Raw genomic sequence first — 25,632 nt, 5'->3', positions numbered from 1 at the left:
CTTTGGCCTTGGCCCTCCGTTAATACATTGCGCGCATCGTCCTCCCCGAGCCGGTGAGATGGCGTTTCCCTTATGGCTAGGGGACAATCATGCGTATTATCACTTGGGCGCTACTGGCCCTGATAGCCGTGCCGGTGGTGGCGTCGGCTCAACCGATTGACGGCGCCGGCCGGGTGCTGCAACGGGTCAATGCCGAGCGCGCGGCCCACGGCTGCGGCCCGCTCAAGATCAGCGACCAACTGACGATGGCGGCTGAACGCGAAAGCCGCGACATGGCGACCCAGCACTTTTTCAATCACACAGAACCCGATGGTACGACGCCGGGCAAGCGCGTCAAAGATACCGGCTATATCTACCAGATGGTCGGCGAAAATATCGTCGCCGATACCGAGGACGCCGACGACGCAGTCGACGCCTGGATGAACAGTCCGGGCCACCGCGCCAATATCCTGACCTGCGCCTTCCGCGAGACAGGCATCGCCGTCTACGAACAGGACGACGACGCGCCGGTCAACGGTGTGCCGGGCGTTTATCGCGCCTACTGGACCCAGGTCTTCGCCATGCCTCTGCGTTAGATAACGTAAAGATCGACGTATTCGTGGACGGGCATGGCCTCAAGGGCGTGCTGATTGAGGCTGACCGCCCAGATACGGTCTTGCTGCTTTTTCGGAAAGCGGCGCTTCAGGTTTTCACGGAATTTGGCTTCGAGCAGGGGGATGCCGTCCTTGCGGCGCAGGCGATGGCCGATCGGATAATCGACGCGCAGTTCGTCGAGCTTCGTGCCGTCGTTCAATTCGATCGTCATGGCGTTGGCGATCGAACGCTTGTCCGGATCGTGATAGTCGCGGGTGAATTCGGGCTCCTCGACGCAGGTGATCTTGTCGCGCAAGGCGTCGATGCGCGGATCGTTGGCGACGATATCCTCATAGTCCGCAGCCGTCAGCCGGCCGAAGATCAGCGGCACGGCGACCATGTACTGGATGCAGTGGTCGCGGTCGGCCGGATTGTTGAGCGGCCCCTTCTTGTCGATAATGCGGACGCAGGCTTCGTGCGTGCGGATGGTCACCGACTTGATATCGGCGGCCGTCTTGCCCATGGCGGCCAGTTTGCCGTGCAACGTCATGGCGGCCTCGACCGCGGTCTGGCTGTGGAATTCGGCCGGGAAGCTGATCTTGAACAGCACGTTTTCCATGACGTAGCTGCCGTAGGGGCGCTGGAACTTGAACGGCTGGCCTTTGAACAGCACGTCGTAGAAACCCCAGGTCTTGGCGGTCAGCACTGAGGGGTAACCCATCTCGCCCTTCTGTACCATCAACGCTAGGTGCACGGCGCGCGCCGTGGCGTCGCCGGCGGCCCACGACTTGCGCGAGCCGGTATTGGGCGAATGGCGGTAGGTGCGAAGGCTTTGACCATCGACCCAGGCCAGCGATACGGCGTCGATGATCTCGTCGCGCGTCAGGCCCAGCATCTCGGCGACCACCGCCGTCGAGGCGACCTTCACTAAAACCACGTGGTCGAGGCCGACGCGGTTGAAGCTGTTTTCGAGCGCGATGCAGCCCTGGATCTCGTGCGCCTTGATCATGGCCGTCAGGACATCACGCATGGTCAGCGGCTTCTTGCCCTTGGCGACCGCGTTGCGCGACAGCCAGTCGGCGACGGCCAGGATACCGCCGAGATTGTCCGACGGATGGCCCCATTCGGCGGCCAGCCAGGTGTCGTTGAAATCGAGCCAGCGGATCATGGCGCCGATATTGAAGGCGGCCTGGATGGGGTCGAGCTGGAATTGCGTGCCGGGGACCTTGGCGCCGTTCGGCACGACCGTACCCGGGACGATGGGGCCCAGAAGCTTGGTGCAGGCGGGATAGTCGAGCGCTTCCAGCCCGCAGCCCAGCGTATCGATCAGGCAGTTGCGCGCTGTCTGATAGGCCAGGTCCGAGGCGATCTTATAGTTCAGGACGTAGTCGGCGATGTCGACCAGGACGCTGTCGGGTTCGGGACGGACGTTGGAAATATGGGCGGACATGAGCTTCTCTCTAAAAGGAAGAGGTCCACAGATTACACAGATTGCACAGATTAGATTTTTGCCACGGATAGCATGGATGACGCTTCGCGCCCGACACGGATAAAGGCGCGAAGCGCATCCTTCCGGTCTCATCTGGCCTCGGACAGTGCCCGTTACTCAGGCCATCCGTGTCGCCGCGAAACGGCGTATCCGTGTCATCCATGACCAATCTTCAAGCCGCAGCCACACGCTCGGAATAATCTGTGTAATCTGTGGACCTCCTTAAACTTACGGACGTTGGTCCAAAGGCACGAAAGGCCGATCCTCCGGCCCGACATAGTTGGCATTCGGCCGGATGATCTTGCCGTCCTGGCGCTGTTCGACTATATGCGCCGACCAGCCCGAGGTGCGCGAGATGACGAAGAGCGGCGTGAACATCTCGGTCGGCACGCCCATCATGTGGTAGCTGACGGCGCTGAACCAATCGAGGTTCGGGAACATGTGCTTGACGTCCCACATGACGCTTTCCAGCCGCTCGGCGATGGCGAACATCTTCATGTTCGACTGCTCGGCGCTGAGCGTACGCGCCACCTCCTTGATCGCCTTGTTGCGCGGATCGCTGACCGTATAGACCGGGTGACCGAAGCCGATGATGACTTCCTTGGCATCGACGCGGCGGCGGATATCGGCCTCGGCCTCGTCGGGATTGTCGTAGCGCTTCTGGATGTCGAAGGCGACTTCGTTGGCGCCGCCGTGCTTGGGCCCGCGCAGCGCCCCGATGGCGCCGGCGATGCACGAATAGAAGTCCGAGCCCGTGCCGGCGATGACGCGCGCCGCGAAGGTCGAGGCGTTGAACTCGTGCTCGGCATAGAGGATCAGCGAAGTGTGCATGGCGCGCACCCATGACGCCGACGGGGCATGGCCGTGCAACAGGTGCAGGAAGTGCCCCCCGATGCTTTCGTCGTCGGTCTCGGTGTCGATACGCCGGCCGTTATGGCTGAAGTGGTACCAGTAGAGCAGCATCGACCCAAGGCAGGCCAGCAGCCGGTCGGCGATGTCGCGCGCGCCGGGGTGATTATGGTCTTCGCGCTCGGGCAGGACGCAGCCGAGGAAGGAGACGCCGGTACGCATGACGTCCATCGGGTGCGCCGAGGCCGGCAGGCTTTCCAGCGCCTCGATGACGGCGACCGGCAGGCCGCGCAGCGCCTTGAGCTTGGTTTTATAGGCGGTCAATTCGCCGCGGTTGGGCAGGCGGCCGTGGATCAGCAGGTAGGCGATTTCCTCGAATTCCGACGTGGCGGCGAGGTCAAGAATGTCATAGCCGCGATAGGCCAGATCGTTGCCAGTGCGGCCGACTGTGCACAATGCGGTATTGCCGGCCACCGTTCCCGACAGGGCCACGGACTTCTTCGGCTTAAAGCCGGGCACATCTCCTGGCGTATCCATGTTGCCGTTCCCTGTTCATTTTTTTGAATTGAATAGCGCGTCGAGTTTTTCCTCGAACGCGTAATAGCCGATGCGGTCGTAGAGCTCTTCGCGCGTCTGCATGGTGTCGAGCACGTTCTTCTGGTGCCCGTCGCGGCGAATGGCCTGGTAGACGTTTTCCGCCGCCTTGTTCATGGCGCGGAAGGCCGACAGCGGATAGAGGACCATGGCCACTCCTGCGGTCGCCAGTTCGTCGCGCGTGAACAGCGGCGTCTTGCCGAACTCGGTGATATTGGCCAGCACCGGTGCCTTCACCGCGTCGACGAATTTCCGGTAGGTGTCGAGATCGTAGGCGGCCTCGGCGAAGATACCGTCGGCGCCGGCTTCGACGCATTTGATGGCGCGTTCGATCGCCGCATCGACGCCGAAGGTGGCGATGGCGTCGGTGCGGGCGATCAGGAAGAAGTGCGGGTCGGTTTTCGCGTCGGCGGCGGCCTTGACGCGGTCGACCATTTCCTCGGTCGAGACGATCTCCTTGCCCGGGCGGTGGCCGCAGCGCTTGGCGCCGACCTGGTCCTCGATATGGCAGGCCGCGGCGCCGAATTTGATCAGCGACCTGATGGTGCGTTCGATATTGAAGGCCGACGGGCCGAAGCCCGTGTCGATATCGACCATCAGCGGTACGTCGCAAACATCCGTAATGCGTCTTACGTCCGTAAGAACATCGTCGAGCGTGTTGATACCTAGGTCTGGCATGCCCAGCGAACCGGCGGCGACGCCGCCACCCGACAGATAGATGGCGTTATAACCGGCACGTTTGGCCAATAATGCATGATTGGCGTTGATGGCGCCGATGACCTGCAAGGGGCGCTCGGCGGCCAGCGCGTCGCGGAATTTTTGGCCGGGGGAAGGGAAGGACAAGGGTGGCTCCCGAGAAGCGGGCAGGCCCGCAAAACCTGTAGATACGGCTGTGTCGCCGCTTGACTCAATTCGTATCCATTGAAACTATATGAGTCAAGGATCGACAGGCATGTGGAAGCAAATTTCCGCGCGCGTCAACTCACGGAATGGCGAGCCTACCCGCAGCCGCACTCGCCTTTCTTGGGTTCGGCGTCGTACTTGTCGTGGTGGCGCACCCATTCCATGTCGGCTTTCTGGTTGCGGCCATTGGGCGTGATATCGAGCAGCCCCATGACGCCGGACGGAATTTCTGTGCCGCGCGCATAGCAGGAATAGGTGTGATAGACCTGCCCCGACTTGTCCTTGACGAAGACCGACAGGCCCGGCAGTTCGTCGATCGCGTAGGCGTCTTCCTTGAAATTGTAGGTGACCCGGTTGGCGGCCTTCTGCTCTTCGGTGAAGGAGACATGGTAGTCGTAGTTGAAATCGCTGCCGCTCGACGACACCCAGTCGAATTCCCAACCCATGCGCTGCTTGAAGGGGGCGACCTTTTCCATCGGTGCGCGCGACACGGCAACGAACTTGACGTCGTGGTTTTCGAGATGAACCCAGATGCCGTGCATATGGTCGGCGCCGAACGAGCAGCCGACACAGCCTTCTTCCCAGTCCGGGCCGAACATGAAGTGCTGGACCAGGAGCTGGCTGCGGCCTTCAAACAGGTCGGAAAGCGTCTTCGGGCCTTCCGGCGTGTCGAAAACATAGAGCTTGTCGACCTTGACCCAGGGCAGGCGCCGGCGCGCTTCGGTCAGGGCATCGATCTCACGCAGCAGGGCGTCTTCGCGTTCGAGCAGCGCGGTCCGCGCCGTCAGCCAGTCTTCACGCGAGGCGACATTCGGTGTAGGCGCAGCGGCACTGTCCATTGGGATTCTCCTTAGGGGCGTAGCGTTTCGAGATACTTGACGACCTGTCTGACACCGGCTGACAGCAGGCTGGGGTCGCGGGCATTCTTGGCCAGCGAGATGTAGCCTTCGTAGGTGGCGATCATGAAGGTCGCGGTTTCGCGGGCGTCGATGTCGCGGCGGACCTTGCCATTGGCCTGGCCGAGGCGCAGCGCGTCGGCGACACCGCCGATCCACATCTGGAAGACGCGGCGCAGGCGCAGCCGGATATCTTCGTTCACACCCGACATTTCCTGCGCCAGATTGTTGAGCGGGCAGCCACCATTGACCGCCATTTCGGTCAGCAGGGTGCCTTCGACGATCTCGATCAGGGCATCGACGGGATCATCGACGTCATCCAGCGGCGCCAGCCATTTTTCGGTGGTGATGCCGTCCAGCAGGGTGTCGATGACGGCATTGGCGATGTCGGTCTTGCCGCCGAAATGGTGATAGAGCGCGCCTTTCGTCACCCCGGCACGGGCGATGATGCTGTTGATATCGCTGCCCTGATAGCCCGAGGCGTAGATCTCGGTGAACGCAGCATCAAGCAGGCGCTGACGGGTTTCGACCGGGTTCTTGCGGGGGACCTGCATATTCATACCAACCGGTATGTATGTTGCGGGCTGGGATGTCAACAGTTCGAAAATTTTTGTTTTATACTGTCAAATTTTGGCATTAGGGTGAGACACAAGTGTCAGCATGAGTAAGCGTACCGGAATTCCTGTCCCCGAGGCCTTCATGTCCCGCGCCACACGCCTGCTCGATCTTCTGCAACTCCTCCGCCGTCACCGCTATCCCGTGGCGGGCGCCGAACTGGCGCGCGAGCTCGATATCTCTCTAAGGACGCTTTACCGCGATATCGCCGCGCTGCAGGCGCAGGGCGCGCATATCGAGGGCGAGCCCGGCGTCGGCTACGTGCTGCGGCCGGGCTATATGCTGCCGCCGCTGATGTTGTCGCAGGAGGAGCTGGAAGCGCTGGTTCTGGGCACGCGCTGGGTCGTCGACCGCGCCGACTCGCGGCTGGCGGAAGCGGCGCAAAACGCCCTGACCAAGATCTCGGCTGTTCTGCCCAAGGATCTCAGCGAGGACCTCGAAGCCACTGGCCTGATCGTGGCGCCGGCCTGGCCGCCGCTGGAAAAGCATTCGATCGATCTGGGCGACGTGCGCATGGCCATCCGGCGCGAGGCGCGTGTCGCCATGCATTATATCGACCTGAAAGGCGTGACGACCGAACGCACCGTGTGGCCTATCGCGCTTGGCTTCTTCGACCACGTGCGGCTGCTGATCGGCTGGTGCGAGATGCGCGAGGCCTTCCGTCATTTTCGTACCGATCGGATCGTCCGCTGGACGCCGACCGAGCATCGCTACCCCAAGCGGAGGGCGGCGTTGCTGAAGGCGTGGAACGCTGAACGCGAAGCCGAGAAGGCGAAATATCAACATTGATTTTCGTGCATCGGGCGAAAAGCGGGGCGGTGAATCCTCTCGATCCGCTGCCTTGCTAATTCCCTGATTCGGCGAAATTTTCCTAAAATTTCACCTTAAAATCAATTATTGATCTACGATCGGCAGAATGACGGCCGAGGCCGCCTTGCCACCGTGGTATACGCTCTCCGTCGCCGCCTTGTAGTCCGAAGGCCTGGCGTTGAAGATGTTCGGCACGAAGGTCTGAGGGTTGCGGTCGTAGAGCGGGAACAGGCTCGACTGCACCTGGACCATGATCTTGTGTCCAGGCAGGAAGACGTGGTCGACATTGGGCAATGACCACTTGTATTCCTCGACTTTGCCCGGCGTCAGCGCCTGCGGCTTGTCGAAACCGTGGACGTAACGGCCGCGGAAGATTTCGATACCGACCGGCAGTTCAAAGCCGGCCATTTCGGCGACTGTCGAGCCCTGCGCCGCGCCTTCACTCGACGTGTTGGGATAGACATCGATCAGCTTGACGACCCAATCGCTGTCCGTGCCCGATGTGGCGGCGAACAGATCGACCAGCGGGGCACCCATGATGTGCACGGGCTTGTCGAGGACCTCCGTCTGGTAGACTAGGACGTCTGTGCGGTCCGACACGAAGCGCTGGTCGTGGACCAGCCACGGCTTCCATTGGAAGGCGTCGGCCATGTTGATCGGGCGCGGGATGAAGGGGACGGGCTTGGACGGATCGGACAGGTAATCGTCGTGACCGTTGGCAACAGGCTGTTGGAACGAAAGTTTAAACCCATCGCCAAGGTACAGCTTGGCGGGATTGCCGGCCGGCCATTTCTGCGAGACCTCCCAGTGGTTTTCGCCGGTCGCATAGGTCAGGACGGGTGGCGTATGGGGATCGGGCGCGTCCTTCAGATAGTGATCGAAGAACGGTTTCAGGTATTTGACGCGGAATTCGCGCGCGGTGTCGCCGGTGAAGCTCAATGCGCCGAGATTATAGCCGTAGTGGTTGACGCCCGAGTGGCGCCACGGCCCGATGACCAGGGACAGCTTGTCGTTCTTCGTGTCCTTGGGCTCCCAGGCGCGATAGACGGCGGGGGCGCCGTAGGAATCCTCCTGGTCCCACTGGCCGACGACCAGCATGGTCGGAACGGTCAACGGCCGCGCCGCCAGCCACTTGTCGACGGCCTGCAGCGACCAGAAGTCCGTATAGGCCGGGTTCTGCATCAGCTTCTGCGAAAAGGGATAGGTGTCGTAGCCCCATTTGCGCGCGAAATCGCCGGCCGATCCGGCTTCGAGATAGCGTGTATAGTCGTCGCCGACGCCGGTCGCCGTGCCGCCGGCCTCGGCCTTGCCCGTGCTCTGTTCGACGACGTAGTCGAAGCTGGGTTGGCGGTATGCGCCGTTATGGAACCAGTCGTCCCCCATCCAGCCATCGACCATCGGGCTTTGCGGCACCGACGCCTTGAGGGCCGGATGCGGATCGATCTCGGCCATCAGCGAGGTAAAGCCCAGGTACGACGAGCCGATGATGCCGACCTTGCCGTTCGATTCGGGGACGTTCTTCACCAGCCAGTCGATCGTGTCGTAGGCGTCCGTGGCTTCGTCGATATCGGTCTTGTTCAGCGGTCCACGAATGGGGCGGTTCATGATGAACTCGCCCTCGGAATTGTGCAGGCCGCGGATGTCCTGGTAGACGCGGACATAGCCGTCGTCGACGAATTCGATATCCATGGCCGGCACAATTTCATCGATGTCCTGGCTGGCGACACGCGCTACCGAGCTCTTGGCGTCGTAAGGCGTGCGCGACAGCAGGATCGGACCGTTCTTCGTGCCCTTCTTCATGACGATGACGGTATAGAGCTTGGTGCCGTCGCGCATGGGGATCATGACTTCGCGGCGGATGAAGTTGGCGTCGGGACGGACCTTGTCGTAGCTCTTGACGACGTCGGGAGTCATCGGGGTCACGGTCTGCGCGCCGGCCGTTGCGGCCAGGACGAGCGGGAGGAGGGCGGCCATCGCGGCCAGGCGGATTCGGGTCATGTCGGCGTCCCTGAAACGTTAATGCGGTGACAATACACGCTTGCCTTCGGGTTACAATGTTTCATCTGCATCGAAAATGCCGCGCGGCCTCGTATTGACGCCTGTTGTGAGTCGCGGCGAGACTGCTGCGGGAATTCCGGAGACCTGCCATGACCGACGCCGCCACCGCGCCCGCCGAAAAGCTCGATGTCAAGCTCGACGAGAGCTGGAAGAAGGCGTTGGCGCCGGAGTTCTCCAAAACGTACATGACGCAGCTCAAGGCCTTCCTCCAGGATCGCCGGGCGTCGGGGGCGCATATCTTTCCGAAGGGCAGTGAATATTTCCGGGCCCTCGACCTGACGCCGCTCGACAAGGTGCGCGTGGTCATCCTGGGGCAGGATCCTTACCACGGCGAGGGCCAGGCGCATGGCCTGTCTTTCTCGGTCAAGCCGGGCGTGAAAATCCCGCCGTCCCTGGTCAATATCTACAAGGAACTGCAAAGCGACCTGGGCCTTGCGCCGCCGCGTCATGGTTTCCTGGAGCACTGGGCGAAGCAGGGGGTGTTGCTCCTCAATGCCGTGCTGACGGTCGAGATGGGGCAGGCCAATATCCACCAAGGCAAGGGCTGGGAGCAGTTCACCGACGCCGTCATCCGTGCTGTCAACGACCAGCCGCACCCGGTCGTGTTCATCCTTTGGGGCTCCTACGCGCAAAAGAAGGCGGCCTTTGTCGACACTTCGCGCCACCTGGTGATCAGGTCGGTGCATCCGTCGCCCCTGTCGGCCCACAACGGCTTTTTCGGCAGTCAGCCTTTTTCAAAGGCCAACCGGTTCCTCGAATCCAAAGGCTATCCGCCGATCGACTGGCAACTGCCGGAAAGACCCGCAGCCGAGTGACGCATTTCGCCTTTACGGAAATCTGCGCTAGGGTCTCGCACCGGTCGGACGCTTTGGGCAAAAACCGGTTTCCGTTTTTTTGCAGCATGTTCTAAGACAACGACTGGAGGGAGATTATGCGTCGTATCCTGTCGTTTTCGCTGGGCATTCTGCTCCTGGCCGGCTGCTCCAAGCCGCATCAGGCCGCGCCTGCCGTGGGTGAAAGCCCCGCCGCGGAAATCAGCGACGCCGAAGCCAGTTCCCTGCAGGCCGAAGCCGACGCGCAGCTCAAGGCGATGTCCCATTCCGCCGTGGCGCCAGTTGACTCTATCGCCCTGAGGACGGGGCTGTGGGAGGTTACCTATCGCCGCGACGAGATGGGCTTCCGCGAAACCCGCCGGATCTGCGTGGGCAAGGTCCTGGCGGAAACCCTGGCGGAATTGCCGGCCAGCCCGGAGACGCTCGATTGCCGCAAGCATGAACTCAAAATCGACGGCCGTTCGGCGCATATCGAGTCCGTGTGCGCGAAGAACGGCACGACGGTGACCGGTCACATCGAAATCGAAATGGGACAGGACACCTTCCATCAGGAGATGGAAACGCTTTACGAGCCGGCTTTTGCCGGCCATGGTGATGTTCATGCGACCGCCGATGGCAAACGCGTCGGCGACTGTCCGGCCGGAATGGCCCAGGGAGCGAGTACGGTCGTAACCAAATAGTCCGTTTGACAACTGTAAAGCAGGAGGTCGGTATGCGGTATTTGCGTAGAAACGTCTGTTTATCTGTTGCTTTGATTATGCTTTCGGCGTGCAGTAAGCCCGCCGTGCAAGGTTCCGCTGCTGCGGCCACGCCCGCCGCGACCCACGCCGCGCCCGCCATGACCGTCGGCGCGTTCAAAAGCCCGATGGCGAAGAAGCCCGGTCTTTGGGAGATGACGATCGACATGCCCGACACGAAGATGAAGTCGGTCAAGAACAGCGTCTGCGTCGATGAAACCGTCGCCGAAAAGTGGATGAAGGCCGCCGGTCAGATGGGCGCGAACGACGTGAAGTGCAGCAAGCACGATGTCACGCCGACAGCTACCGGGGCGGTCATCGACCAGGTCTGCGAAACCGGCGGGCGGACGATCAACAGCCATATCGAACTGACGACGATCAGCGATACGTCCTTCAAGCAATCGATCAAAAGCACCACGTCGCCGCCTGTCATGGGCAAGTCGGACAGCGATGTCGAAATGACTGCCAACTGGATGGGCGCCTGTCCGTCGAACATGGCCGCCGGCGACATGGAAATGGACATTCCCGGCGTCGGCAAGCATCTCGTTCACATGAGCGGCGCGGGCAAGGTCACTGTGCACTGAATTCGCTTGAACCGCAGGCGCGAACAGAGGAAGGAGCTGTATTCACGGAGCCTTCCTCATGCGCCAGTTCCTGATCGACGCCTTCGCCAGCCAGCCGTTCAAGGGTAATCCCGCCTGCGTGGTCGAGCCTTTCGAGACGTGGCCGGATGACGCCTTCATGCAGAATCTGGCCATGGAGAACAACCAGGCCGAAACGGCGTACCTGATGAAAACGGACGACCCGGCGCGCTTCGGCCTGCGCTGGTTTACGCCGGCCATGGAGGTCCGGTTGTGCGGACATGCGACGCTGGCGTCGGCGCATGCCTTGTTCGTCGAACTCGGCAATGATGCGGACGTGCTGACCTTCGACACCCTTTCGGGGCCGTTGCACGTCCGGCGCCTGGCAACACGGTATGAGATGGATTTCCCGGGCTATATGCCGCAACGGCTGGCGATACCGGACGGGATTGAGCAGGCCACCGGTCTTGAGCCCATGGCAGTGTGGGGTGGGCCGGCCCTGATTGCCCAATTCAAAACCGAGGCCGAGGTGCGGAACCTGAAACCCGACCTGCGGGCGCTACCAGCCTATATGGGATCGGTCTATGACGACCGGCATCTGGTGGCGACGGCGCCCGCCGACCCGGGCAGGCCCTACGATGCCGTCAGCCGCCTGTTCGCGCCCGACATGGGCATAGACGAAGACCCGGCGACGGGCTCGATGCACTGCATGCTGGGGCCGTTGTACGCCTTGCAACTGAACAAGCCGGTGATCGACTTCTACCAGGCGCATCCGCGCCGCGGCGCCGAGATCCAGGCCGAGGTGCATGGCGACCGCGTGCTTTTGCGCGGTCAGGCGCTGACCGTGGCGCGCAGCCAGCTCAGTCTTTGACGGGAGCCTTCGCCTTGCGCCTTTTCAGGAACCACCAGGCCACCGGCACGGCGATAATGGCGATCGGAACCAGGAAGGCCGCGACGGTAATCAGGACCGATACCATCAGCAACATATTGCGCAGTACGCCATTCCAGGCTGCGGAAACGGGGGCGAACACGCTGCCGGAGGTCGCAGCCGCCTCGCTGTGATAGTTCAGGCTCAGATGGACGGTGGCAACGCGCTTTTGCATGACGGCCAGCTGCGATTGCGTCGAGTCGATATCCGATTGAACCTGCGACAACTGGTTTTCGGCCTCGACCAGATCGGCAATTTTACCGTTGCTGGTGCGGATGATCTCCTGCAACCGGTCGCGCAGGGCCAGCTTGTTCTTGAGGCGCGCGCTGACGTCGACGATCTGCAGCGACAGGTCCTCGGAACTTACGCTGTCCTGGGTGATCCGCGCGTGGGCCTTTGATACCGATGCCTCGAGGCCGCCTTGCCAGTGTTTCAGCCACGCTGGCGACACGCGCAATTCCAGGCTTTTGTTGATGACGTCGGCATCGCGGTTACTGTCGGAGGTCGAGGCCAGCATCTGGCATTCCGCAGGCCCGGCTTGCGCGCACGCCGCCTGGTCGGATTGCCGCAAGGCTTCGATCCCCTTGGCGGAAGCCTGGAATCCGTAGGTATAGTCGTACGCCAGTTGCGGCGCACCGCTCATGGCTTCGGGACTGGCGGGCGCGGCCGCTCCGGTGGCGGCCGGCGGTGGCGGAGGGGCGACAAGATCGACATTGACCTTTTCGTCGGCGTATTTGTCCTCGGTAATCGTCGCGGGCTTGCTGCAGGCCGGCAGAGCCGCCAGCGCCATGATAAGAACGAGATTGGCGTGTGATTTCATTAGGTCCCCCGAGCTCGTAGATCAGGAAGATGCGCCGATCCGAAAAAATTGCAACTGGCTTAACCTGCGCGCAGTCGCAGCGACAGGTCCTTCATCTGCTCGCGCGTTACGGAGGCGTCGTCTATCGACAAATTGGTGGCGCAGAGCAGGGCGGGCGGGATCGCCTCGGCCCTGGCGCGTAAAGCCCGGCCGTCCTCGGTCAGGAAAATGCGAGTGACACGTTCGTCGCGTTCGTCGCGGGCGCGCGTCACGAAGCCCGCCTTTTCCATGCGCTTCAGCAGCGGCGTCAGCGTGCCGGAATCGAGCATCAGCGGCTGGCCCAGCTCGTTGACCGAACGGCCGTCCTTTTCCCACAGCAGCAGCATGACAAGGTACTGCGGATAGGTCAGCCCCATGGGTTCGAGCCACTGCTTGTATGCCTGAGCAAAAGCGTGCGCGGCGGAATAGACCGCGAAACAGAGCTGGTTTTCAAGGCGCAGGTGTGCGGGTGTGGGATCGTCGGCCATGATGTGAATTATATAGTGCACAATGCACTTGACAATATATTGTGCACAATATAAATGTGCGCTATCAAAAATGCAGCAAAGGAGCTGACGTCATGGCCTACGAAAATGCCCCCTCGATCACCCCCGTCTATGTCGCGCACGCCCGTGCCACCGGCGGCCGCGAAGGCGCCGCTGCGTCGAACGACGGCCGTCTCAATGTCAAGCTGTCGACGCCGAAGGAACTGGGCGGCGCCGGCGGTGACGGCACCAATCCGGAGCAGCTGTTCGCGGCCGGTTACGCCGCCTGCTTTATCGGCGCGCTGAAGTTCGTCGGCGGCCGCGACAAGATCGCCGTGCCGGCGGATGCCTCGATCGAGTCGAGCGTCGGTATCGGCCAGATTCCGAACGGTTTCGGTATCGAAGTGACTCTGAAGATTTCGCTGCCGGGCCTTGACGCCGATGTCGCCGATCGTCTGATCGCCGCAGCGCACGTCGTCTGTCCGTATTCGAACGCGACGCGCGGCAATATCAACGTCAATCTCGTCCGCGCCTAAGCGTGCGAAGGCACAAACAAAAAGGGCGTCCGGTCATGAACCGGACGCCCTTTGTCTTTTAATGAAGAGGCGCTTACGCCCGGTAATCGGGATTGTCGCGCAGGTCGGCGCCGCTGGCCTTGGCCGGGGCCGCGAAGATTTCCGGGTCGCCGCGCGTGATCTGGTCGAGCGTGTCGAGTTCGCCGGCGGTAAACGACAGGTTCAGCAGGGCGCCGAGGCTGTCTTCCAGCTGTTCGACGGTGCGCGCACCGATCAGGGTCGAGGTGACGCGGTCGTCGCGCAGCGTCCAGGCCAGGGCCATCTGCGCCAGGCTCTGGCCTCGGCCCTTGGCCACCTCATTGAGCGCTTCGATGCGGCCCAAGGTCTCCGGCGTCAGGCCGTTGCGTACCCATTCCAGGCGCGCGGCGCGCGAATCGTCCGGCAGGGCGCCGTCTTTTGTCAGGTACTTGTTCGACAGGAAGCCCTGGGCCAGCGGCGAGAAGACGATGGTGCCCGCGCCGGCTTCGGCATTGGTCGCCAGGAGATCGGGCTCGATCCAGCGGTCGAGCAGGCTGTAATTGGGCTGGCTGATCGTCAGCGGCACGCCCTCGGACTTGAGAATGGCGGCGCAATGCTTCGTCAGTTCGGAATTGTAGTTCGAAATGCCGACATAGAGCGCCTTGCCCTGGCGATAGAGCTGGGCCAGCGCACCCATCGTCTCTTCCAGCGGGGTGAAGGGATCGGGGCGGTGCGAATAGAAAAGATCGACATAATCGAGGCCCATGCGCTTGAGGCTCTGGTCGAACGAGGCGATCAGGTGCTTCTTCGAGCCGTTCATGCCGCCATAGGGCCCGGCCCACATGTCCCAGCCCGCCTTGGTCGAGATGATCAGTTCGTCGCGATAGGGCTTGAAGTCCTCGGCAAAGATGCGGCCGAAATTGATCTCGGCCGAGCCGAAGGGCGGGCCGTAATTATTGGCCAGGTCGAAATGGGTGACGCCCGAATCGAAGGCGCGGCGCAGCAAGGCGCGTTGCGTATCGAGCGCGTTGATGTCGCCGAAGTTCTGCCACAGGCCGAGCGAGATCGCCGGCAGTTTCAGCCCCGAGCGGCCGCAGCGGCGATAGGGCATGGAGGCGTAACGGGTGTCCAGGGCTTGGTAAGTCATAAAGGCTCGCTCTCTGCGTCAATCGAAGGAATCGGCATTGACCGGGATCTGGCGTCCCGCTGGCCGCTGTTTTAGCGGCCCGGGCTAACGGAGCAAGCTTATTTCGCGGCAGGCTGGAAGATGTCGGCGACGATGTGCCAGCCGGCCTTGCCGTCGTTGCGCCAGACCCTGAGATAGGTGCCCTGGTCTACAACGTGGCCCCAGGTATAGCCAAGGTCGCCGGCGGCCGAGACCTTGATGAGGTCGCGTTGCCAAACACCGGCGGGGCGTTTGGTGACGGCGGTGGTGCGGGCGTCGGCCGTGGTCGCCGGAACGCCGTCCGCGCCGCCCATGATAGCGTCGGCCGCCAGGGCTTTTGCGTAGGCGGCGGGTGATGCTGAGGCCAGGCCTGCGTCGAGCGCGGTATCGGCGGCCTCGATATCGGCGGTCGCGGTCTTGCTTTTGGCCGTGGTTACGGCGTCGGTGATCACCGCGCTTGCCGGCGGCACCTGCGTCAGCGGCGCCTTGCCGGCGCCGGTATCGACCATCCAGCGCCAATTGCCGTCGGCCTGCTTGGCCCAGACGGTTAAGTACCAGCCGCCGTCCGCGTCGTCGCCGTTCTTCCAGCCGCCGAGATCCCAGCCAAGATCGCCGGACGCGGAAGCCGCCGCGCGCAGGGGCCACCAGCGCAGCTTCGACGGCGCGTCGCTTTCCGACGGATCCTTGGCGATGGCGTCGCTCAGCAATTTATGGATGGGACGCGGCCCCTTGGGACCGATCGAGACGCCGTCCTCGGCCGACCATTCGTGGAAGCCGTGGGTAAAGCCGTGGACGGCCGTATAGGCGTCGAAAGCCTGTTCGGCCTTGACGATCTCATGCGCGGCATGGGCCTGGGCCGAAGAGGCTATCAGCAGGCCGGCGACAATGGCGGCAGTCCGGATCATGGTCCTCTCCGTTTCGAGAACAGTGTTCCGTACCGCCGCCGACCGCAAGTTACAAATGGTTAAACGCCCGCTCCAGCGCCTTGATCAGGTCGTCGGCGTCTTCGAGGCCGACCGACACGCGCAGCAGGCCACCGGTGATGCCGGCCGTGGCCTGCGCTTCTGGCGACATGGCGGCGTGCGTCATCGACGCCGGATGGACGATCAGGCTTTCGATCCCGCCCAGGCTTTCGGCCAGGCTGAACAGATCGATGGCGTCGAGCACGGTTTTGACCGCGTCGAGCCCGCCCTTGAGCTCGAAGCTCATCATGGCGCCGAAGCCGAGTTGCTGCTTTTTTGCCAGCTCATGCTGCGGGTGGGCGGGAAGGCCGGGGTAGTAGACCGCCGAAACCGCCGGGTGCTTTTCAAGCCATTCGGCCACCGCCTGCGCGCTCTGCTGCTGCTGGCGGATGCGGACGAACAGGGTGCGCACGCCGCGCAGTGTCATGTAGGAATCGAAGGCTGGCGCGGTCGAGCCGACGCAGTTGGCCCACCAACGATAGGCGGTGACGTCTTCCTCGGTTGTGCACACCAGGGCGCCGCCGACCACGTCGCTGTGGCCGTTGATATATTTGGTCGTCGAATGAACGACGAAGTCGGCGCCGAACTTGACCGGATTCTGCAGGGCGGGCGACAGGAAGGTGTTGTCGACGGCGACCTTGGCGCCGGCGGCGTGGCCTTCGGCGATGCGCTTTTCGAGATCGACCAGGCGCATCAGCGGATTGGACGGGGTCTCGAGCAACAGCAGCGCGGTCGGGACCGACAGCGCCTCAGCCATGGCGGCATCGTCGTTCTGGTCGACATAGACGACCTCGATCAGGCCCTGTTTGGTGCGGGCGTTCAGCAGGCGTTGCGTGCCGCCATAGCAGTCGTGCGGCACGACGACGCGCTTGCAGCCCGGATGGAAGGCGTTGAGGTCCTGCCAAAGCAGGTCGAGCGCGGCCAGGCCCGACACGGTCATCACCGCGCCGGCGCCGCCTTCCAGGTCGGCGATGACGTCCGCGATCACCGAACGCGTCGGATTGCCCGAACGCGCATAGTCGTAGGTCCGCTTCTTGCCGAAGCCTTCGAACGTGTAGTTCGACGACAGGTAGATCGGCGGCATGACGGCGCCGTGCGCCGGGTCCGAGTCGATGCCGATATTGATGACTCGCGTGGCGAGGCTGGCGTCTTTCAGATAGTCCTTGGTCATAGTCTCTTATTTCAAAGCGGTGCGGACGATTTCGGAGACGAGCGGGATTTCCTTGAGGAAGGCGTCGTGGCCGTAGAGCGAGGGGAGGTCGATGAAGACGCTGTCGGCCAGTTGCTCGTGCAGATGCTGCATGTCTTCGTAGGGCACAAGACGGTCGGTCGGCACGGCGGCCAGGAAGACTTTTGCCTTGATCTTTGCCGGGTCCACGCGGTGGCGGTCCAGGCTGTCGGACATCGATATCCAGCGGTTGACGTCGGTGGCCGAATAGGCGTCGCCGCGCGAGCGCAGATAGCCGCAGACCGTATAGTTTTCACCGGCTTCGGCCGGTGCCGGACCATCGAAACGCTGCGAGAATTCCTCGGACGAACGGTAGGTCGTCATCGCCAGCTGACGCGCCAGCGAAATGCCTTCCTGCGGGCGGCCATTATCCTGGCCGAAGCGCAGCAGACGGCGCTGCAGACCCCGGAAGGCGGTGGCCATCGGGTGGGCGCGGTGCGCCGCCGAGATGATACAGAGGCGTTCGACCGCATCCGGGTAAAGCTCGGCGAAGGCCAGCGCGATCATGGCGCCGTAGGACGCGCCGATAAAGGCGTAAATGGTTTCCGCGCCCAGCTGGTCGAGCAGCAGGCGGACCAGCCGCGCCTGGTCGTGCGTCGTGATGGTGTAGACACGCGACGCCGGCAGGCGTGGTGCGAATTCAATGCTCATGACACGGTAGGTATTGAGGTCCAGCGCTTCGTTCGGCCCTGCCACGCCTTCCCACCAGCCGGGGGCGGTCTCGGTAGCGTCTTCCTTGGCGAAGAGGACGCGGCCGGCCGAAATGCCGCCCGCCACCACCACGACGGGGCCGTTTTTCGGGCCGTAGACGCGGGCGATGACTTCGGTCTGCTCCAGCTGCTGGCCGCTGTCCAGACGGAAGTCCGCGGGTATGACGGCCAGGATGTCGTGCCCGATCAGGTCGGGCGTGGTGCTTAAGGACGGATCAAAGCTTTGGGCGTTCATGGTGTGTCCGGTCACGGAATCAATTGAGAGTCATCGGACCAGACGGGGACGCGGGCGCGCTACGCGGGAGCGTCTCTGTCTCATCTGCCGGGAAATGAACCCGCAGGAGTTGGCACCATGCCGAAGGTTCGGCGGTTGCCCCAGCGTCGTCGGGCCTGTCCCTCGGCTGGTCTCGATGAGTATCGGTCTATATGCGCGTATTGTGCAGGTGCGTCAAGAGGTGCGGTTCTTCGATATCTTTTCGCGGTCGGGACTGGAGGGCAGGTGCCGGCCTTCCCAAATAGACGAGACCCATATGTTCAACGGAGCAACCATGAGCGCCTTGTTTTCCCCGATTTCGCTGCGTGATCTGAAATTGCCGAACCGGATCGTGATCTCGCCCATGTGCCAATACTCGGCCGAGGACGGCAAGGCGACCGACTGGCATATGGTGCACCTGGGGCATCTGGCGCTGTCGGGGGCGGGGCTGCTGTGCATCGAAGCGACGGCGGTCGAGGCCGACGGACGCATCACGCCGGCCGATCTTGGGTTGTGGAACGACGAAACCGAGGCGGCATTGGCGCGCGTCATGGCGGCGGTTCGGCGCTATTCGCACATTCCGGTGGCAGTGCAATTGGCGCATGCCGGGCGCAAGGCCTCGACGCGTGTGCCATGGGACGGCGGGCGGCAGATCGCGCCTGGCGCCCCGGGAGGCGGGTGGCGCACGCACGCACCTTCAGCCATTCCGTTCCATGATGGCGATGCGGCGCCGGTCGCGCTCGACGCGGCGGGGCTGGCGCGGGTGCGCGGCGCCTTTGTCGCGGCGGCAAAGCGTGCTGAAAGGTTGGGTATCGACGCCATCGAGGTCCACGCGGCCCATGGCTATCTGCTGCACGAATTCCTGTCGCCGCTATCCAACCACCGTACTGACGCCTATGGCGGGAGTCTGGAGAACCGTATGCGCTTTCCGCTCGAAGTGTTCGACGCCGTGCGCGCGGCCTTTCCGGCGCATAAGCCGGTGGGGGTGCGCGTGTCCGCGAGCGACTGGGTCGAAGGCGGCTGGGATGTCGAACAGACGGTCGTCTTCGTCGAAGCGCTGAAGGCGCGCGGCGTCGACTGGATCGATGCCTCGTCAGGCGGCCTGTCCGAGCACCAGAAGATTTCGGTCGGGCCGGGCTACCAGGTGCCGTTCGCCGAGCGTATCAAGGCGACGGGTGTTACCACCTTTGCCGTCGGATTGATCACTGATGCGCATCAGGCCGAGGCGATCATTGCCGAAGGCAAGGCCGATTGCGTCGCCCTGGCGCGTGGCATTCTTTACGATCCGCGCTGGCCGTGGCATGCCGCGGCGGAACTGGGCGCCCAGGTCGAGGCACCGCCGCAATACTGGCGTTCGCAGCCGCATGGGCTGAAGCACCTGTTCGGCGAACACGCGGTGAGCTGATTTTTATACCTCCCTGTCGCGAAGCGATGGGGAGGGGGACCGCACGACTGCGCCAATGCGTCAGCATTGGTGAAGGAGATGTGGTGGTGGGGTTTCTTGCTTACTTGGAAACACCAGTGTTTTGAAAAGTAAGCAAGAAACCCCACCACCACCCTACGCTAAAGCTTCGGGCGGTCCCCCTCCCCATGCTTCGCACGGGGAGGTACATTCATAATGGATTCCATATCTTCAGCGGCGCCGCGCCCCCGAAGGCCGGGTCGCTGAACGAAGGCTGGCCATCCTCGACGTGCCCGGCAAAGCGCAGGGCAAAGCCGTCACCCGTCACGCTGAAATCGTACCAGTTATAGCTGGCCGAAAGGTCGGGCGCGATCTTCATCGTCTCGCCGGGCTTCAAGACAAGAGTCTGTGCTGTGCCGCCATAGGCTTCGTCGGCGAGCCGAAGCGCGACGGCATCGTGCGCGGTCAGGTGCAGCGTTCTGCCGTCGAACGCCGCGTCCAATGGCAGAGTCCTGGGCGCGATGATACGGCGATGAAAGCCGTTCGGCCCTAGCAGGAACAGGTCGCCGTCGACGGGCAGGCTTTCCGATCCGCCGGCTTTCAAGGTATAGCGCAACGGCGCGTCGGACAGCCTGGCCGGACAGTAGACGTGCAGCACCACCGCTGTATCCGGGCTTTGGTTGCGCATATCGAGCCGGCCGCCAATGACGTCTACGGCGATATCATAGGGCAGGGCGCGCGCCGGACGGATGCCCGTTTCCTGGACAGGCGCCGTCAGCGTCTCCGGCGTCTTCGGCATGGCCGGCAACAGGATCTTGCGGGCGCGTCTGGCGGTGTCGGCCGTCTGCAGCAGGGTGACGGCTTCGGGTTCGGCGCGGCTGAAGTCGAAACAGCTCATCAGGTCGCCGCTGACGGCGCGGCGCCAGGCGCTGATATTGGGCTCCTTCACGCCGAAGCGTGTCTCCAGGAAGCGCAGGACCGAAGTGTGGTCGAAGACCTGGCTGTTGACAAAGCCGCCCTTCGACCACGGTGACACCACATACATCGGCACGCGCGGCCCCAGACCGTAGGGCCGGCCATGATATGGGTCCTTCTCGAGACGGTATTCGTTCGTCGTATCGACCTGTCCGGCCGAGGCGTCCGTCGGCGGGGCAGGTGGAGGCACGTGGTCGAAAAAGCCGTCGTTTTCGTCGAAATTGACCAGCAGGACAGTGCGCGCCCACACCTTCGGATTCGACGTCAACGCATCGAGCACGCGCGCCGTATAGTCCGCGCCTTGGGCCGGGCTCGACGGGATCGGGTGTTCGGACCCTTCGGCGGTCGCTATGATCCATGACACCTGCGGCAGGCTGCCGGTCTGTACGTCTTCTTTCAGTTTATCGAGACCGCGCGTGCGTACCGACCGTTGCGCCAGATCACTGTTTGCCTTGTCGGCGTCGCGATAGGCGCGGAAACCGGCCAGGGGGTTGTCGGTGAAGTTGTCCTTCATGTCCTGGTAGATCTGCCAGCTGACGCCGGCAGCCGACAGGCGCTCTGGGTAGGTCACGAAACTGTAGCCGCCGTGACCCGCGGGATCGGCCGACAGGTGGTCGTAGCCGTTGTCGATTACGGGGCCGTGGCCCGCGCCCGATGGGTCATTCGTCCCCGTCCACAGGAAGACGCGGTTGGGATTGGTGCCGGCATGCAAGGCGGCGTGATAGGCGTCGCACAGCGTAAAGGCCTCGGCCAGGGCGAACTGGAAGGGAATATCCTCGCGCGTGAAATAGCCCATGGCGCGGTTGTGCTTGGCGGCCGGCCAGTTCGCCATCCGGCCATTGTCCCACGCGGCTTGCGCGTCGGGGAAGGTATGCGGCGTGCCGGCGACGCGCATCTCGTTGAACGATTTCGTCGTGTCGAGGCGGAACGGCGCCAGTTTGCGGGTGGCGTCGCGCTCGTCCGGCTGCACGAAGACGGTGCCGCTGGGCGACGGCACGGCGAAGCGGTCGCCGAACCCGCGTACGCCGCGAAGCGTACCGAAATAGTGGTCGAAAGCGCGATTTTCCTGGGTCAGGATGACGACGTGCTCGACGTCCATGACGCTGCCGGTGCGGCGGTCGGCCGGAATGTCGAGCGCGCGGGCGATCGAAGGCGGCAGCAAAGAGGCCGCAACGGCGGATAGAAAGAGGCGGCGATTGAGCGTCATTCCGTCTGTTTATCAGGCCGGAATGACGCTTTGGCAATCGCTGTTATTTGGTTGGCAGCGGCGGAAACAGCGAGAAATCGGGCAGGGGGTGCGCCTTAATCTCTACGTCACTGGCGATCGGCAGGATCGATGCGTTCGATCCGTCGAATACCGGCCAGGCGGGCAGGCCGGTTCCGGTGGGACGACCCGTCCGGGCGAACTGTACCACCGTATCGGCCAGCCTGTTTGCCAGTTGCTGGTCTTCGGCGGACCAGGCGCGCGGATCGACGGCCAGGTTGTCGAACAGGTACTGGACTTCGACGCCATGCCCCGCGCCGCAGGCCCAGGTGCAAGGCGTCGATGGCTCGGTCGGGCGATGCGCGAAGTAATAGACATACGACTTCGAGCGGCCGTAGCGCGCTTGCACCGCCGCCCAGTGCTGCATGCGCCAGCCCCACCAGTCGTTGACGAACTGAGTGACCGAAGCGGCGGCCTGCGTGTCCGTTCCGCCGGGATAGGCGGCGGCCATGGCGTCGGACGGTCGGTAGCCCAGCAGTTGCGTCATCTGATCAACGCGCTTCGCGGCCGTCGATTGCGCCGGATCGAGGTAGAAGCCGATCAAATCCTTGCCCTCTTCGGCGGCCCAGCCGACCAGCAGCGGCACGTCGTTTTGCCGGTGGTTGCGGTAGGTCGTGGTCATGTCCGATCGCAGCACATAGCCATCGACATAGACGCGCGGCAGCCACGACTGCTTCTTCAGGTCGGCAAGGCTCATCCGGCGCAGGTCGGCGACGTGTTCCGCCCCGACGGCCTTTGTGAAAGCGACGCCATTGGCCTCGGCGGTCGCCTTGTCGTTGAAGCGGTGGTCGTCTTCCGGGTTGATCGGCATGGCGTCATTGCCGCTTTCGGCGATGGCGCGCTGGAACAGGCCCTTGGCCAGGGGCGAGGCGACCAGCACGGCGACGGATTCCCCGCCGGACGAGCAGCCCATGATCGTCACGCGATCTGGATCGCCGCCAAAGGCCTCGGCATTGGCCTTGACCCAGCGCAGGGCTGCAATCTGGTCGAGAATGCCCTGGTTGCCTGAGACGTGCTGTGGCGATTCCTTGCTCAGTTCGGGATGAGAGAAGAAGCCGAAAATGCCGAGGCGGTAGTTGATGGTGACGACGATGACGCCGCGTTTGGCCAGATTGGCGCCGTTCTGTACCGGCACGGCGGCAGTGCCGCTATCCATGGCGCCGCCGTGGATCCACACGATGACCGGCAGCTTTTTCGCTTTTTCCGGTGCCCAGACATTGAGGTAGAGGCAGTCTTCGCTCTTGGCGTTGGGCAGCCAGTCGGCATTGGGGGCGCAGGCCGGCGAGAAGGCCGTGGCTGGTTTGACGCCTTTCCACGCCACGACGGGCTGCGGTGAACGCCAGCGCAGGTTTCCGAGCGGCGGCGCGGCAAACGGCACGCCGAGGAATGACCGTACGCCGTCTTTTTCAACGCCCGAAATGGCTCCGCCGGTGACGTGCACCGGCGGAGTTGTCGTTTCAGCGCGGGCTTGGAGGCCCGGCATGACCATCAAAGCCAGTCCGAGCACAAGTGCGGTCAACCGCATTTACTTGCCCGCGACCTTGACCAGGCCCGGGGCGGTCTTGGCGAAGGCCTTGTCACCGGTCGGAACCGTCAGCGCGCCCGAAGCATCGCTCCAATGGAGCTTGGTCACCGTGCCCTTGCCCTTTTCGTAGTCGTACGACGTGCCGTCGTCGTCATAGAGGGTAAAGTCGGCGTCCTTGCCCGGATAGACGCGGATCTCGGCGATCGATTGCTTCGATGCGGTCGACTGGATGTCGGACCCCAACGGCACGATCGAGCCAGCCCGGACGAAGACCGGAATCTGGTCGACGGGCGCGGCCACCTTGACCCAGCGGCCACCGGACAGCTTCTCGTTGGTCCAGAAGTTGTACCAGTCACTGCCGGCCGGCAGGTAGACGTTCTTTTCCGTCTGGGCCTGCTCGGTGACCGGCGCGACCAGGAAGGCCGGGCCGAACATGTATTGCGTGCCGAGGTTCGCGACGTTCGGGTCGTTCGGGAAGTCCATCCACAGCGGACGCATGAAGGGCGCGCCCGTGTCGTAGGTCGACTTGGCCTGGCTGTAGAGGTAGGGGATCAGGGCGTAGCGCAGGCGGTCGTACTTCGCCAGGATCGGCTCGGCCGCGTGGCCGAATTCCCAGATTTCCGTGTGCTTGCGGTCGCCGTGGATACGCAGGGTCGGCAGGAATGTGCCGTATTCGAACCAGCGGGTGAACAGTTCCGGATAATCCCGGTTCTGGCCGACGGTCGCCTCGGCGCCGGCGGGATCGAGCAGCGGCGTCTTGGTTGCGCTGGTTGTCTGCGGCAGCCATTGCCAGCCGCCGATATCGTTGCCCCAGTAGGCGATGCCCGAAGCCGTCATGTTGAGGCCGGTCGGAATCTGGCGCTGCAGCGCCTCCCAGCTCGGATTGATGTCCGACGACCAGAAGAGCGCGCCGGTGCGCTGCGAACCGAGGTAGGCGGCACGCGACAGGATCAGCACGCGCCTGTTGGGCTTCCAGTCGCGCATGCCTTGCGCCACGCCTTCGACGTGGAGTAGCGGGAAGACGTTGTGGTAGCGGTCGCCCGAGCCGATCGAATAGAAGCTGCCGTCCGGCACCAGGTCCGGCTCGGTCTCGTCCAGCCACGGATAGTCGAAGCCGTGCGACAGGATATTGTCGCGGGCGTGCTCCCAGTACCACTTGCGCGCTTCGGGGTTGGTGGCGTCGATCAGGGCGCCGGTGCGGTCCGAACGGAAGGGCAGGCCGTCGACGGTCTTGCCGTCCTTGTCCTTGAGGAAGAAACCCTTGGCGTCGAGCTCGTTGAAATAGCGGCCCGAGGTTTCATAGCGCGGCCAGATCGAGATGATCGACTGCATCCCCATGTCGTGGAGCTGCTTGTTCATCGCGTCGGGATCGGGGAACTGGCTGGGGTCGATGTCCATCTGGCCCATGCGCGTCCAGTAGAACCAGTCGACGACCATGACGTCGAGCGGATACTGCTTCTGGCGGTAGGTGTTGGCGACGCGCAGGACTTCGGCCTGGCTGTCGTAACGCGCCTTGGACTGGATCAGGCCGAAGGCGGCCTTGGGCGGGATCGGCGTCTTGCCGGTGACCCGGGCATAGGCCGAATAGATTTGTTCAGGATTGTCGCCGGTGACGATGAAGAAGCTGACGCGCTCGCCGACCTTGGACTGGAAGGCGGTGCGGCCGTTGATGGCGCCGATGAAGTGCGTGTCGGACGGGTTGTCCCAGATGATGCCGTAGCCCTTGGAGGAGACCAGGAAGGGCACGCAGACGGTTTCGCCGCCCGGCGCGTCGTACCAGTGCTGGCAGTCGATGACGCGGCCGCGCAGGTCGATGCCGCTGGTCGATTCCTGGTTCTGGCCGAGGCCGTAATAGTGTTCGTCCGGCGACACGGCGAACGAGGCGCCGACCTGGTAGGTCTGCTCGCCGGCGACTTCGTGCGGCGACATTTCCCAGCCCGTCATGTTGACGACGGTGTCGCCATGCGCGTTCTTGACCTGCAAGCCGACCGGGGCCAGCGACGGCGCGAAGTACTTTTCGCCCTGGCTCGGGACGTGCGGCGGCGGGGCGGCGTTGACGTGCAGGGTCAGCGCGTTCGAGGTGAAGGTATCGCCGTCATTGCCCGAGGTTTGCCTGAAAGCCGCATTGTCGGCATTGGCGGTGATGATGCCGTAACCCGCCGCCTTCAAGGCTTCGGCCTTGTCGGCGGCGATGGTGACGTGGACGACGTTCGGGCCATAGGCCTCGACGCTGACCCAGGCGCCGTTGCGGTCGAGCGTGGCGATCGGTCCGGCGTGCGCCGCCGTGGCGATCGCCAGCGCGGACGCAAAGCCGGCCAGTGCCGCACAGAGGCGGCGTTTCAATTTCGGTGTCTGCATTCTTCCCTCCAGTGCCACGCTTGTCCAAGCCATGCCTGATAGCGTTGTCATACAATTAGTGTTAGCGC

The 25,632-nt window shown here is 63.2% G+C and carries 23 protein-coding genes and 1 riboswitch; of the genes, 8 read left to right on the top strand and 15 right to left on the bottom strand.

Annotated features, from left to right (window positions below; genetic code table 11):
- The first annotated feature begins 89 nt into the window (after positions 1 to 89).
- A complete protein-coding gene (locus AB8717_RS14870; RefSeq protein ID WP_443748105.1) occupies positions 90 to 575 on the top strand; it encodes a CAP domain-containing protein in 486 nt (161 codons plus the stop codon).
- Here the strand turns inward: AB8717_RS14870 and AB8717_RS14865 are convergent.
- The 5 genes from AB8717_RS14865 to AB8717_RS14845 form a co-directional block, all read right to left on the bottom strand.
- A complete protein-coding gene (locus tag AB8717_RS14865; protein WP_443748104.1) occupies positions 572 to 2,023 on the bottom strand; it encodes a bifunctional 2-methylcitrate dehydratase/aconitate hydratase in 1,452 nt (483 codons plus the stop codon). The genes AB8717_RS14870 and AB8717_RS14865 overlap by 4 nt on opposite strands.
- 267 nt (positions 2,024 to 2,290) lie before the next feature.
- On the bottom strand, positions 2,291 to 3,448 hold the full coding sequence (gene prpC / locus AB8717_RS14860) for a bifunctional 2-methylcitrate synthase/citrate synthase (protein ID WP_443748103.1): 1,158 nt from the start codon (positions 3,446 to 3,448) through the stop codon (positions 2,291 to 2,293).
- Between the two features lie 15 nt (positions 3,449 to 3,463).
- A complete protein-coding gene (prpB, locus tag AB8717_RS14855) occupies positions 3,464 to 4,348 on the bottom strand; it encodes a methylisocitrate lyase (RefSeq protein WP_443748102.1) in 885 nt (294 codons plus the stop codon).
- A 155-nt stretch (positions 4,349 to 4,503) separates the two neighbouring features.
- Positions 4,504 to 5,247 carry a DUF899 domain-containing protein gene (locus AB8717_RS14850; protein ID WP_443748101.1) on the bottom strand — a complete coding sequence of 248 codons (744 nt, stop codon included), beginning with the start codon at positions 5,245 to 5,247 and terminating at the stop codon, positions 4,504 to 4,506.
- Between the two features lie 11 nt (positions 5,248 to 5,258).
- The gene (locus AB8717_RS14845; RefSeq protein WP_443748100.1) at positions 5,259 to 5,864 is read right to left on the bottom strand and encodes a TetR family transcriptional regulator C-terminal domain-containing protein; all 606 of its coding nucleotides are present in this window, start codon (positions 5,862 to 5,864) and stop codon (positions 5,259 to 5,261) included.
- Between the two features lie 139 nt (positions 5,865 to 6,003).
- Between AB8717_RS14845 and AB8717_RS14840 the strand changes: the two genes are divergently transcribed.
- On the top strand, positions 6,004 to 6,708 hold the full coding sequence (locus AB8717_RS14840) for a helix-turn-helix transcriptional regulator (RefSeq protein ID WP_443748099.1): 705 nt from the start codon (positions 6,004 to 6,006) through the stop codon (positions 6,706 to 6,708).
- Positions 6,709 to 6,813: 105 nt separating this feature from the next.
- On the opposite strand, the gene AB8717_RS14835 is transcribed toward AB8717_RS14840, so the two are convergent.
- Positions 6,814 to 8,727: a CocE/NonD family hydrolase gene (locus AB8717_RS14835; protein WP_443748098.1), complete on the bottom strand. Its 1,914-nt coding sequence runs from the start codon at positions 8,725 to 8,727 to the stop codon at positions 6,814 to 6,816.
- 149 nt (positions 8,728 to 8,876) lie between these two features.
- On the opposite strand from AB8717_RS14835, the gene ung reads away from it, so the two are divergent.
- From ung to AB8717_RS14815, 4 genes are all read left to right on the top strand, one after another.
- On the top strand, positions 8,877 to 9,602 hold the full coding sequence (ung, locus tag AB8717_RS14830) for a uracil-DNA glycosylase (RefSeq protein ID WP_443748097.1): 726 nt from the start codon (positions 8,877 to 8,879) through the stop codon (positions 9,600 to 9,602).
- Positions 9,603 to 9,718: 116 nt separating this feature from the next.
- Positions 9,719 to 10,300, top strand: coding sequence for a DUF3617 family protein (locus tag AB8717_RS14825; RefSeq protein WP_443748096.1), 582 nt, complete (start codon positions 9,719 to 9,721; stop codon positions 10,298 to 10,300).
- 104 nt (positions 10,301 to 10,404) lie between these two features.
- Positions 10,405 to 10,941 (top strand): DUF3617 domain-containing protein, encoded by a 537-nt coding sequence (locus AB8717_RS14820; protein ID WP_443748095.1) that lies wholly within the window; start codon positions 10,405 to 10,407, stop codon positions 10,939 to 10,941.
- A 58-nt stretch (positions 10,942 to 10,999) separates the two neighbouring features.
- On the top strand, positions 11,000 to 11,809 hold the full coding sequence (locus AB8717_RS14815; RefSeq protein WP_443748094.1) for a PhzF family phenazine biosynthesis protein: 810 nt from the start codon (positions 11,000 to 11,002) through the stop codon (positions 11,807 to 11,809).
- On the opposite strand, the gene AB8717_RS14810 is transcribed toward AB8717_RS14815, so the two are convergent.
- Together AB8717_RS14810 and AB8717_RS14805 are read right to left on the bottom strand one after the other, a co-directional pair.
- Positions 11,799 to 12,686 carry a DUF4349 domain-containing protein gene (locus AB8717_RS14810; RefSeq protein ID WP_443748093.1) on the bottom strand — a complete coding sequence of 296 codons (888 nt, stop codon included), beginning with the start codon at positions 12,684 to 12,686 and terminating at the stop codon, positions 11,799 to 11,801. The genes AB8717_RS14815 and AB8717_RS14810 overlap by 11 nt on opposite strands.
- Before the next feature lie 59 nt (positions 12,687 to 12,745).
- Complete coding sequence (locus tag AB8717_RS14805; RefSeq protein ID WP_443748092.1) at positions 12,746 to 13,192, bottom strand: MarR family winged helix-turn-helix transcriptional regulator; 447 nt, start codon at positions 13,190 to 13,192, stop codon at positions 12,746 to 12,748.
- 92 nt (positions 13,193 to 13,284) lie between these two features.
- Between AB8717_RS14805 and AB8717_RS14800 the strand changes: the two genes are divergently transcribed.
- Positions 13,285 to 13,725, top strand: a complete 441-nt coding sequence (locus AB8717_RS14800; protein ID WP_443748091.1) for an organic hydroperoxide resistance protein — start codon at positions 13,285 to 13,287, stop codon at positions 13,723 to 13,725.
- 73 nt (positions 13,726 to 13,798) lie between these two features.
- Here AB8717_RS14800 and AB8717_RS14795 read toward each other — a convergent pair whose 3' ends face one another.
- The 4 genes from AB8717_RS14795 to metX form a co-directional block, all read right to left on the bottom strand.
- Positions 13,799 to 14,869, bottom strand: coding sequence for an aldo/keto reductase (locus AB8717_RS14795; protein ID WP_443748090.1), 1,071 nt, complete (start codon positions 14,867 to 14,869; stop codon positions 13,799 to 13,801).
- Positions 14,870 to 14,967: 98 nt separating this feature from the next.
- Positions 14,968 to 15,792 (bottom strand): hypothetical protein, encoded by an 825-nt coding sequence (locus tag AB8717_RS14790; protein WP_443748089.1) that lies wholly within the window; start codon positions 15,790 to 15,792, stop codon positions 14,968 to 14,970.
- 49 nt (positions 15,793 to 15,841) lie between these two features.
- Positions 15,842 to 17,020 carry a cystathionine gamma-synthase gene (metB, locus tag AB8717_RS14785; protein ID WP_443748088.1) on the bottom strand — a complete coding sequence of 393 codons (1,179 nt, stop codon included), beginning with the start codon at positions 17,018 to 17,020 and terminating at the stop codon, positions 15,842 to 15,844.
- Positions 17,021 to 17,026: 6 nt separating this feature from the next.
- The gene (metX, locus tag AB8717_RS14780) at positions 17,027 to 18,022 is read right to left on the bottom strand and encodes a homoserine O-succinyltransferase MetX (RefSeq protein ID WP_443748087.1); all 996 of its coding nucleotides are present in this window, start codon (positions 18,020 to 18,022) and stop codon (positions 17,027 to 17,029) included.
- Between the two features lie 77 nt (positions 18,023 to 18,099).
- Positions 18,100 to 18,204, bottom strand: a riboswitch (SAM riboswitch).
- Positions 18,205 to 18,317: 113 nt separating this feature from the next.
- Here metX and AB8717_RS14775 point away from each other — a divergent pair.
- A complete protein-coding gene (locus AB8717_RS14775) occupies positions 18,318 to 19,445 on the top strand; it encodes an NADH:flavin oxidoreductase/NADH oxidase (RefSeq protein WP_443748086.1) in 1,128 nt (375 codons plus the stop codon).
- 208 nt (positions 19,446 to 19,653) lie between these two features.
- Here AB8717_RS14775 and AB8717_RS14770 read toward each other — a convergent pair whose 3' ends face one another.
- The 3 genes from AB8717_RS14770 to AB8717_RS14760 are packed head-to-tail and all read right to left on the bottom strand — an operon-like array spanning position 19,654 to position 25,564.
- Entirely contained in the window at positions 19,654 to 21,624 is a 1,971-nt protein-coding gene (locus AB8717_RS14770; protein WP_443748085.1) for a phosphocholine-specific phospholipase C, read from the bottom strand.
- 43 nt (positions 21,625 to 21,667) lie between these two features.
- On the bottom strand, positions 21,668 to 23,206 hold the full coding sequence (locus AB8717_RS14765; protein WP_443748084.1) for a carboxylesterase/lipase family protein: 1,539 nt from the start codon (positions 23,204 to 23,206) through the stop codon (positions 21,668 to 21,670).
- Positions 23,207 to 25,564, bottom strand: coding sequence for a glycoside hydrolase family 31 protein (locus AB8717_RS14760; protein WP_443748083.1), 2,358 nt, complete (start codon positions 25,562 to 25,564; stop codon positions 23,207 to 23,209).
- Positions 25,565 to 25,632: the final 68 nt, after the last annotated feature.

Origin of the sequence: Asticcacaulis solisilvae (assembly GCF_052327315.1) — a bacterium.
Taxonomy (GTDB): Bacteria; Pseudomonadota; Alphaproteobacteria; order Caulobacterales; family Caulobacteraceae; genus Asticcacaulis; species Asticcacaulis solisilvae_B.
Note: the sequence above shows the minus strand (reverse complement) of the source record. Positions and strands in the feature narration are given on the sequence as shown.

Bases quoted from the DNA above. Each gene is read 5' to 3' on its own strand.
- AB8717_RS14870 (WP_443748105.1), top strand. From the start codon at position 90: ATGCGTATTATCACTTGGGCGCTACTGGCCCTGATAGCCGTGCCGGTG.
- AB8717_RS14865 (WP_443748104.1), bottom strand. From the start codon at position 2,023: ATGTCCGCCCATATTTCCAACGTCCGTCCCGAACCCGACAGCGTCCTG.
- prpC (WP_443748103.1), bottom strand. From the start codon at position 3,448: ATGGATACGCCAGGAGATGTGCCCGGCTTTAAGCCGAAGAAGTCCGTG.
- AB8717_RS14850 (WP_443748101.1), bottom strand. From the start codon at position 5,247: ATGGACAGTGCCGCTGCGCCTACACCGAATGTCGCCTCGCGTGAAGAC.
- AB8717_RS14845 (WP_443748100.1), bottom strand. From the start codon at position 5,864: ATGAATATGCAGGTCCCCCGCAAGAACCCGGTCGAAACCCGTCAGCGC.
- AB8717_RS14840 (WP_443748099.1), top strand. From the start codon at position 6,004: ATGTCCCGCGCCACACGCCTGCTCGATCTTCTGCAACTCCTCCGCCGT.
- AB8717_RS14835 (WP_443748098.1), bottom strand. From the start codon at position 8,727: ATGACCCGAATCCGCCTGGCCGCGATGGCCGCCCTCCTCCCGCTCGTC.
- ung (WP_443748097.1), top strand. From the start codon at position 8,877: ATGACCGACGCCGCCACCGCGCCCGCCGAAAAGCTCGATGTCAAGCTC.
- AB8717_RS14825 (WP_443748096.1), top strand. From the start codon at position 9,719: ATGCGTCGTATCCTGTCGTTTTCGCTGGGCATTCTGCTCCTGGCCGGC.
- AB8717_RS14815 (WP_443748094.1), top strand. From the start codon at position 11,000: ATGCGCCAGTTCCTGATCGACGCCTTCGCCAGCCAGCCGTTCAAGGGT.
- AB8717_RS14810 (WP_443748093.1), bottom strand. From the start codon at position 12,686: ATGAAATCACACGCCAATCTCGTTCTTATCATGGCGCTGGCGGCTCTG.
- AB8717_RS14805 (WP_443748092.1), bottom strand. From the start codon at position 13,192: ATGGCCGACGATCCCACACCCGCACACCTGCGCCTTGAAAACCAGCTC.
- AB8717_RS14800 (WP_443748091.1), top strand. From the start codon at position 13,285: ATGGCCTACGAAAATGCCCCCTCGATCACCCCCGTCTATGTCGCGCAC.
- AB8717_RS14795 (WP_443748090.1), bottom strand. From the start codon at position 14,869: ATGACTTACCAAGCCCTGGACACCCGTTACGCCTCCATGCCCTATCGC.
- AB8717_RS14790 (WP_443748089.1), bottom strand. From the start codon at position 15,792: ATGATCCGGACTGCCGCCATTGTCGCCGGCCTGCTGATAGCCTCTTCG.
- metB (WP_443748088.1), bottom strand. From the start codon at position 17,020: ATGACCAAGGACTATCTGAAAGACGCCAGCCTCGCCACGCGAGTCATC.
- metX (WP_443748087.1), bottom strand. From the start codon at position 18,022: ATGAACGCCCAAAGCTTTGATCCGTCCTTAAGCACCACGCCCGACCTG.
- AB8717_RS14775 (WP_443748086.1), top strand. From the start codon at position 18,318: ATGTTCAACGGAGCAACCATGAGCGCCTTGTTTTCCCCGATTTCGCTG.
- AB8717_RS14770 (WP_443748085.1), bottom strand. From the start codon at position 21,624: ATGACGCTCAATCGCCGCCTCTTTCTATCCGCCGTTGCGGCCTCTTTG.
- AB8717_RS14765 (WP_443748084.1), bottom strand. From the start codon at position 23,206: ATGCGGTTGACCGCACTTGTGCTCGGACTGGCTTTGATGGTCATGCCG.
- AB8717_RS14760 (WP_443748083.1), bottom strand. From the start codon at position 25,564: ATGCAGACACCGAAATTGAAACGCCGCCTCTGTGCGGCACTGGCCGGC.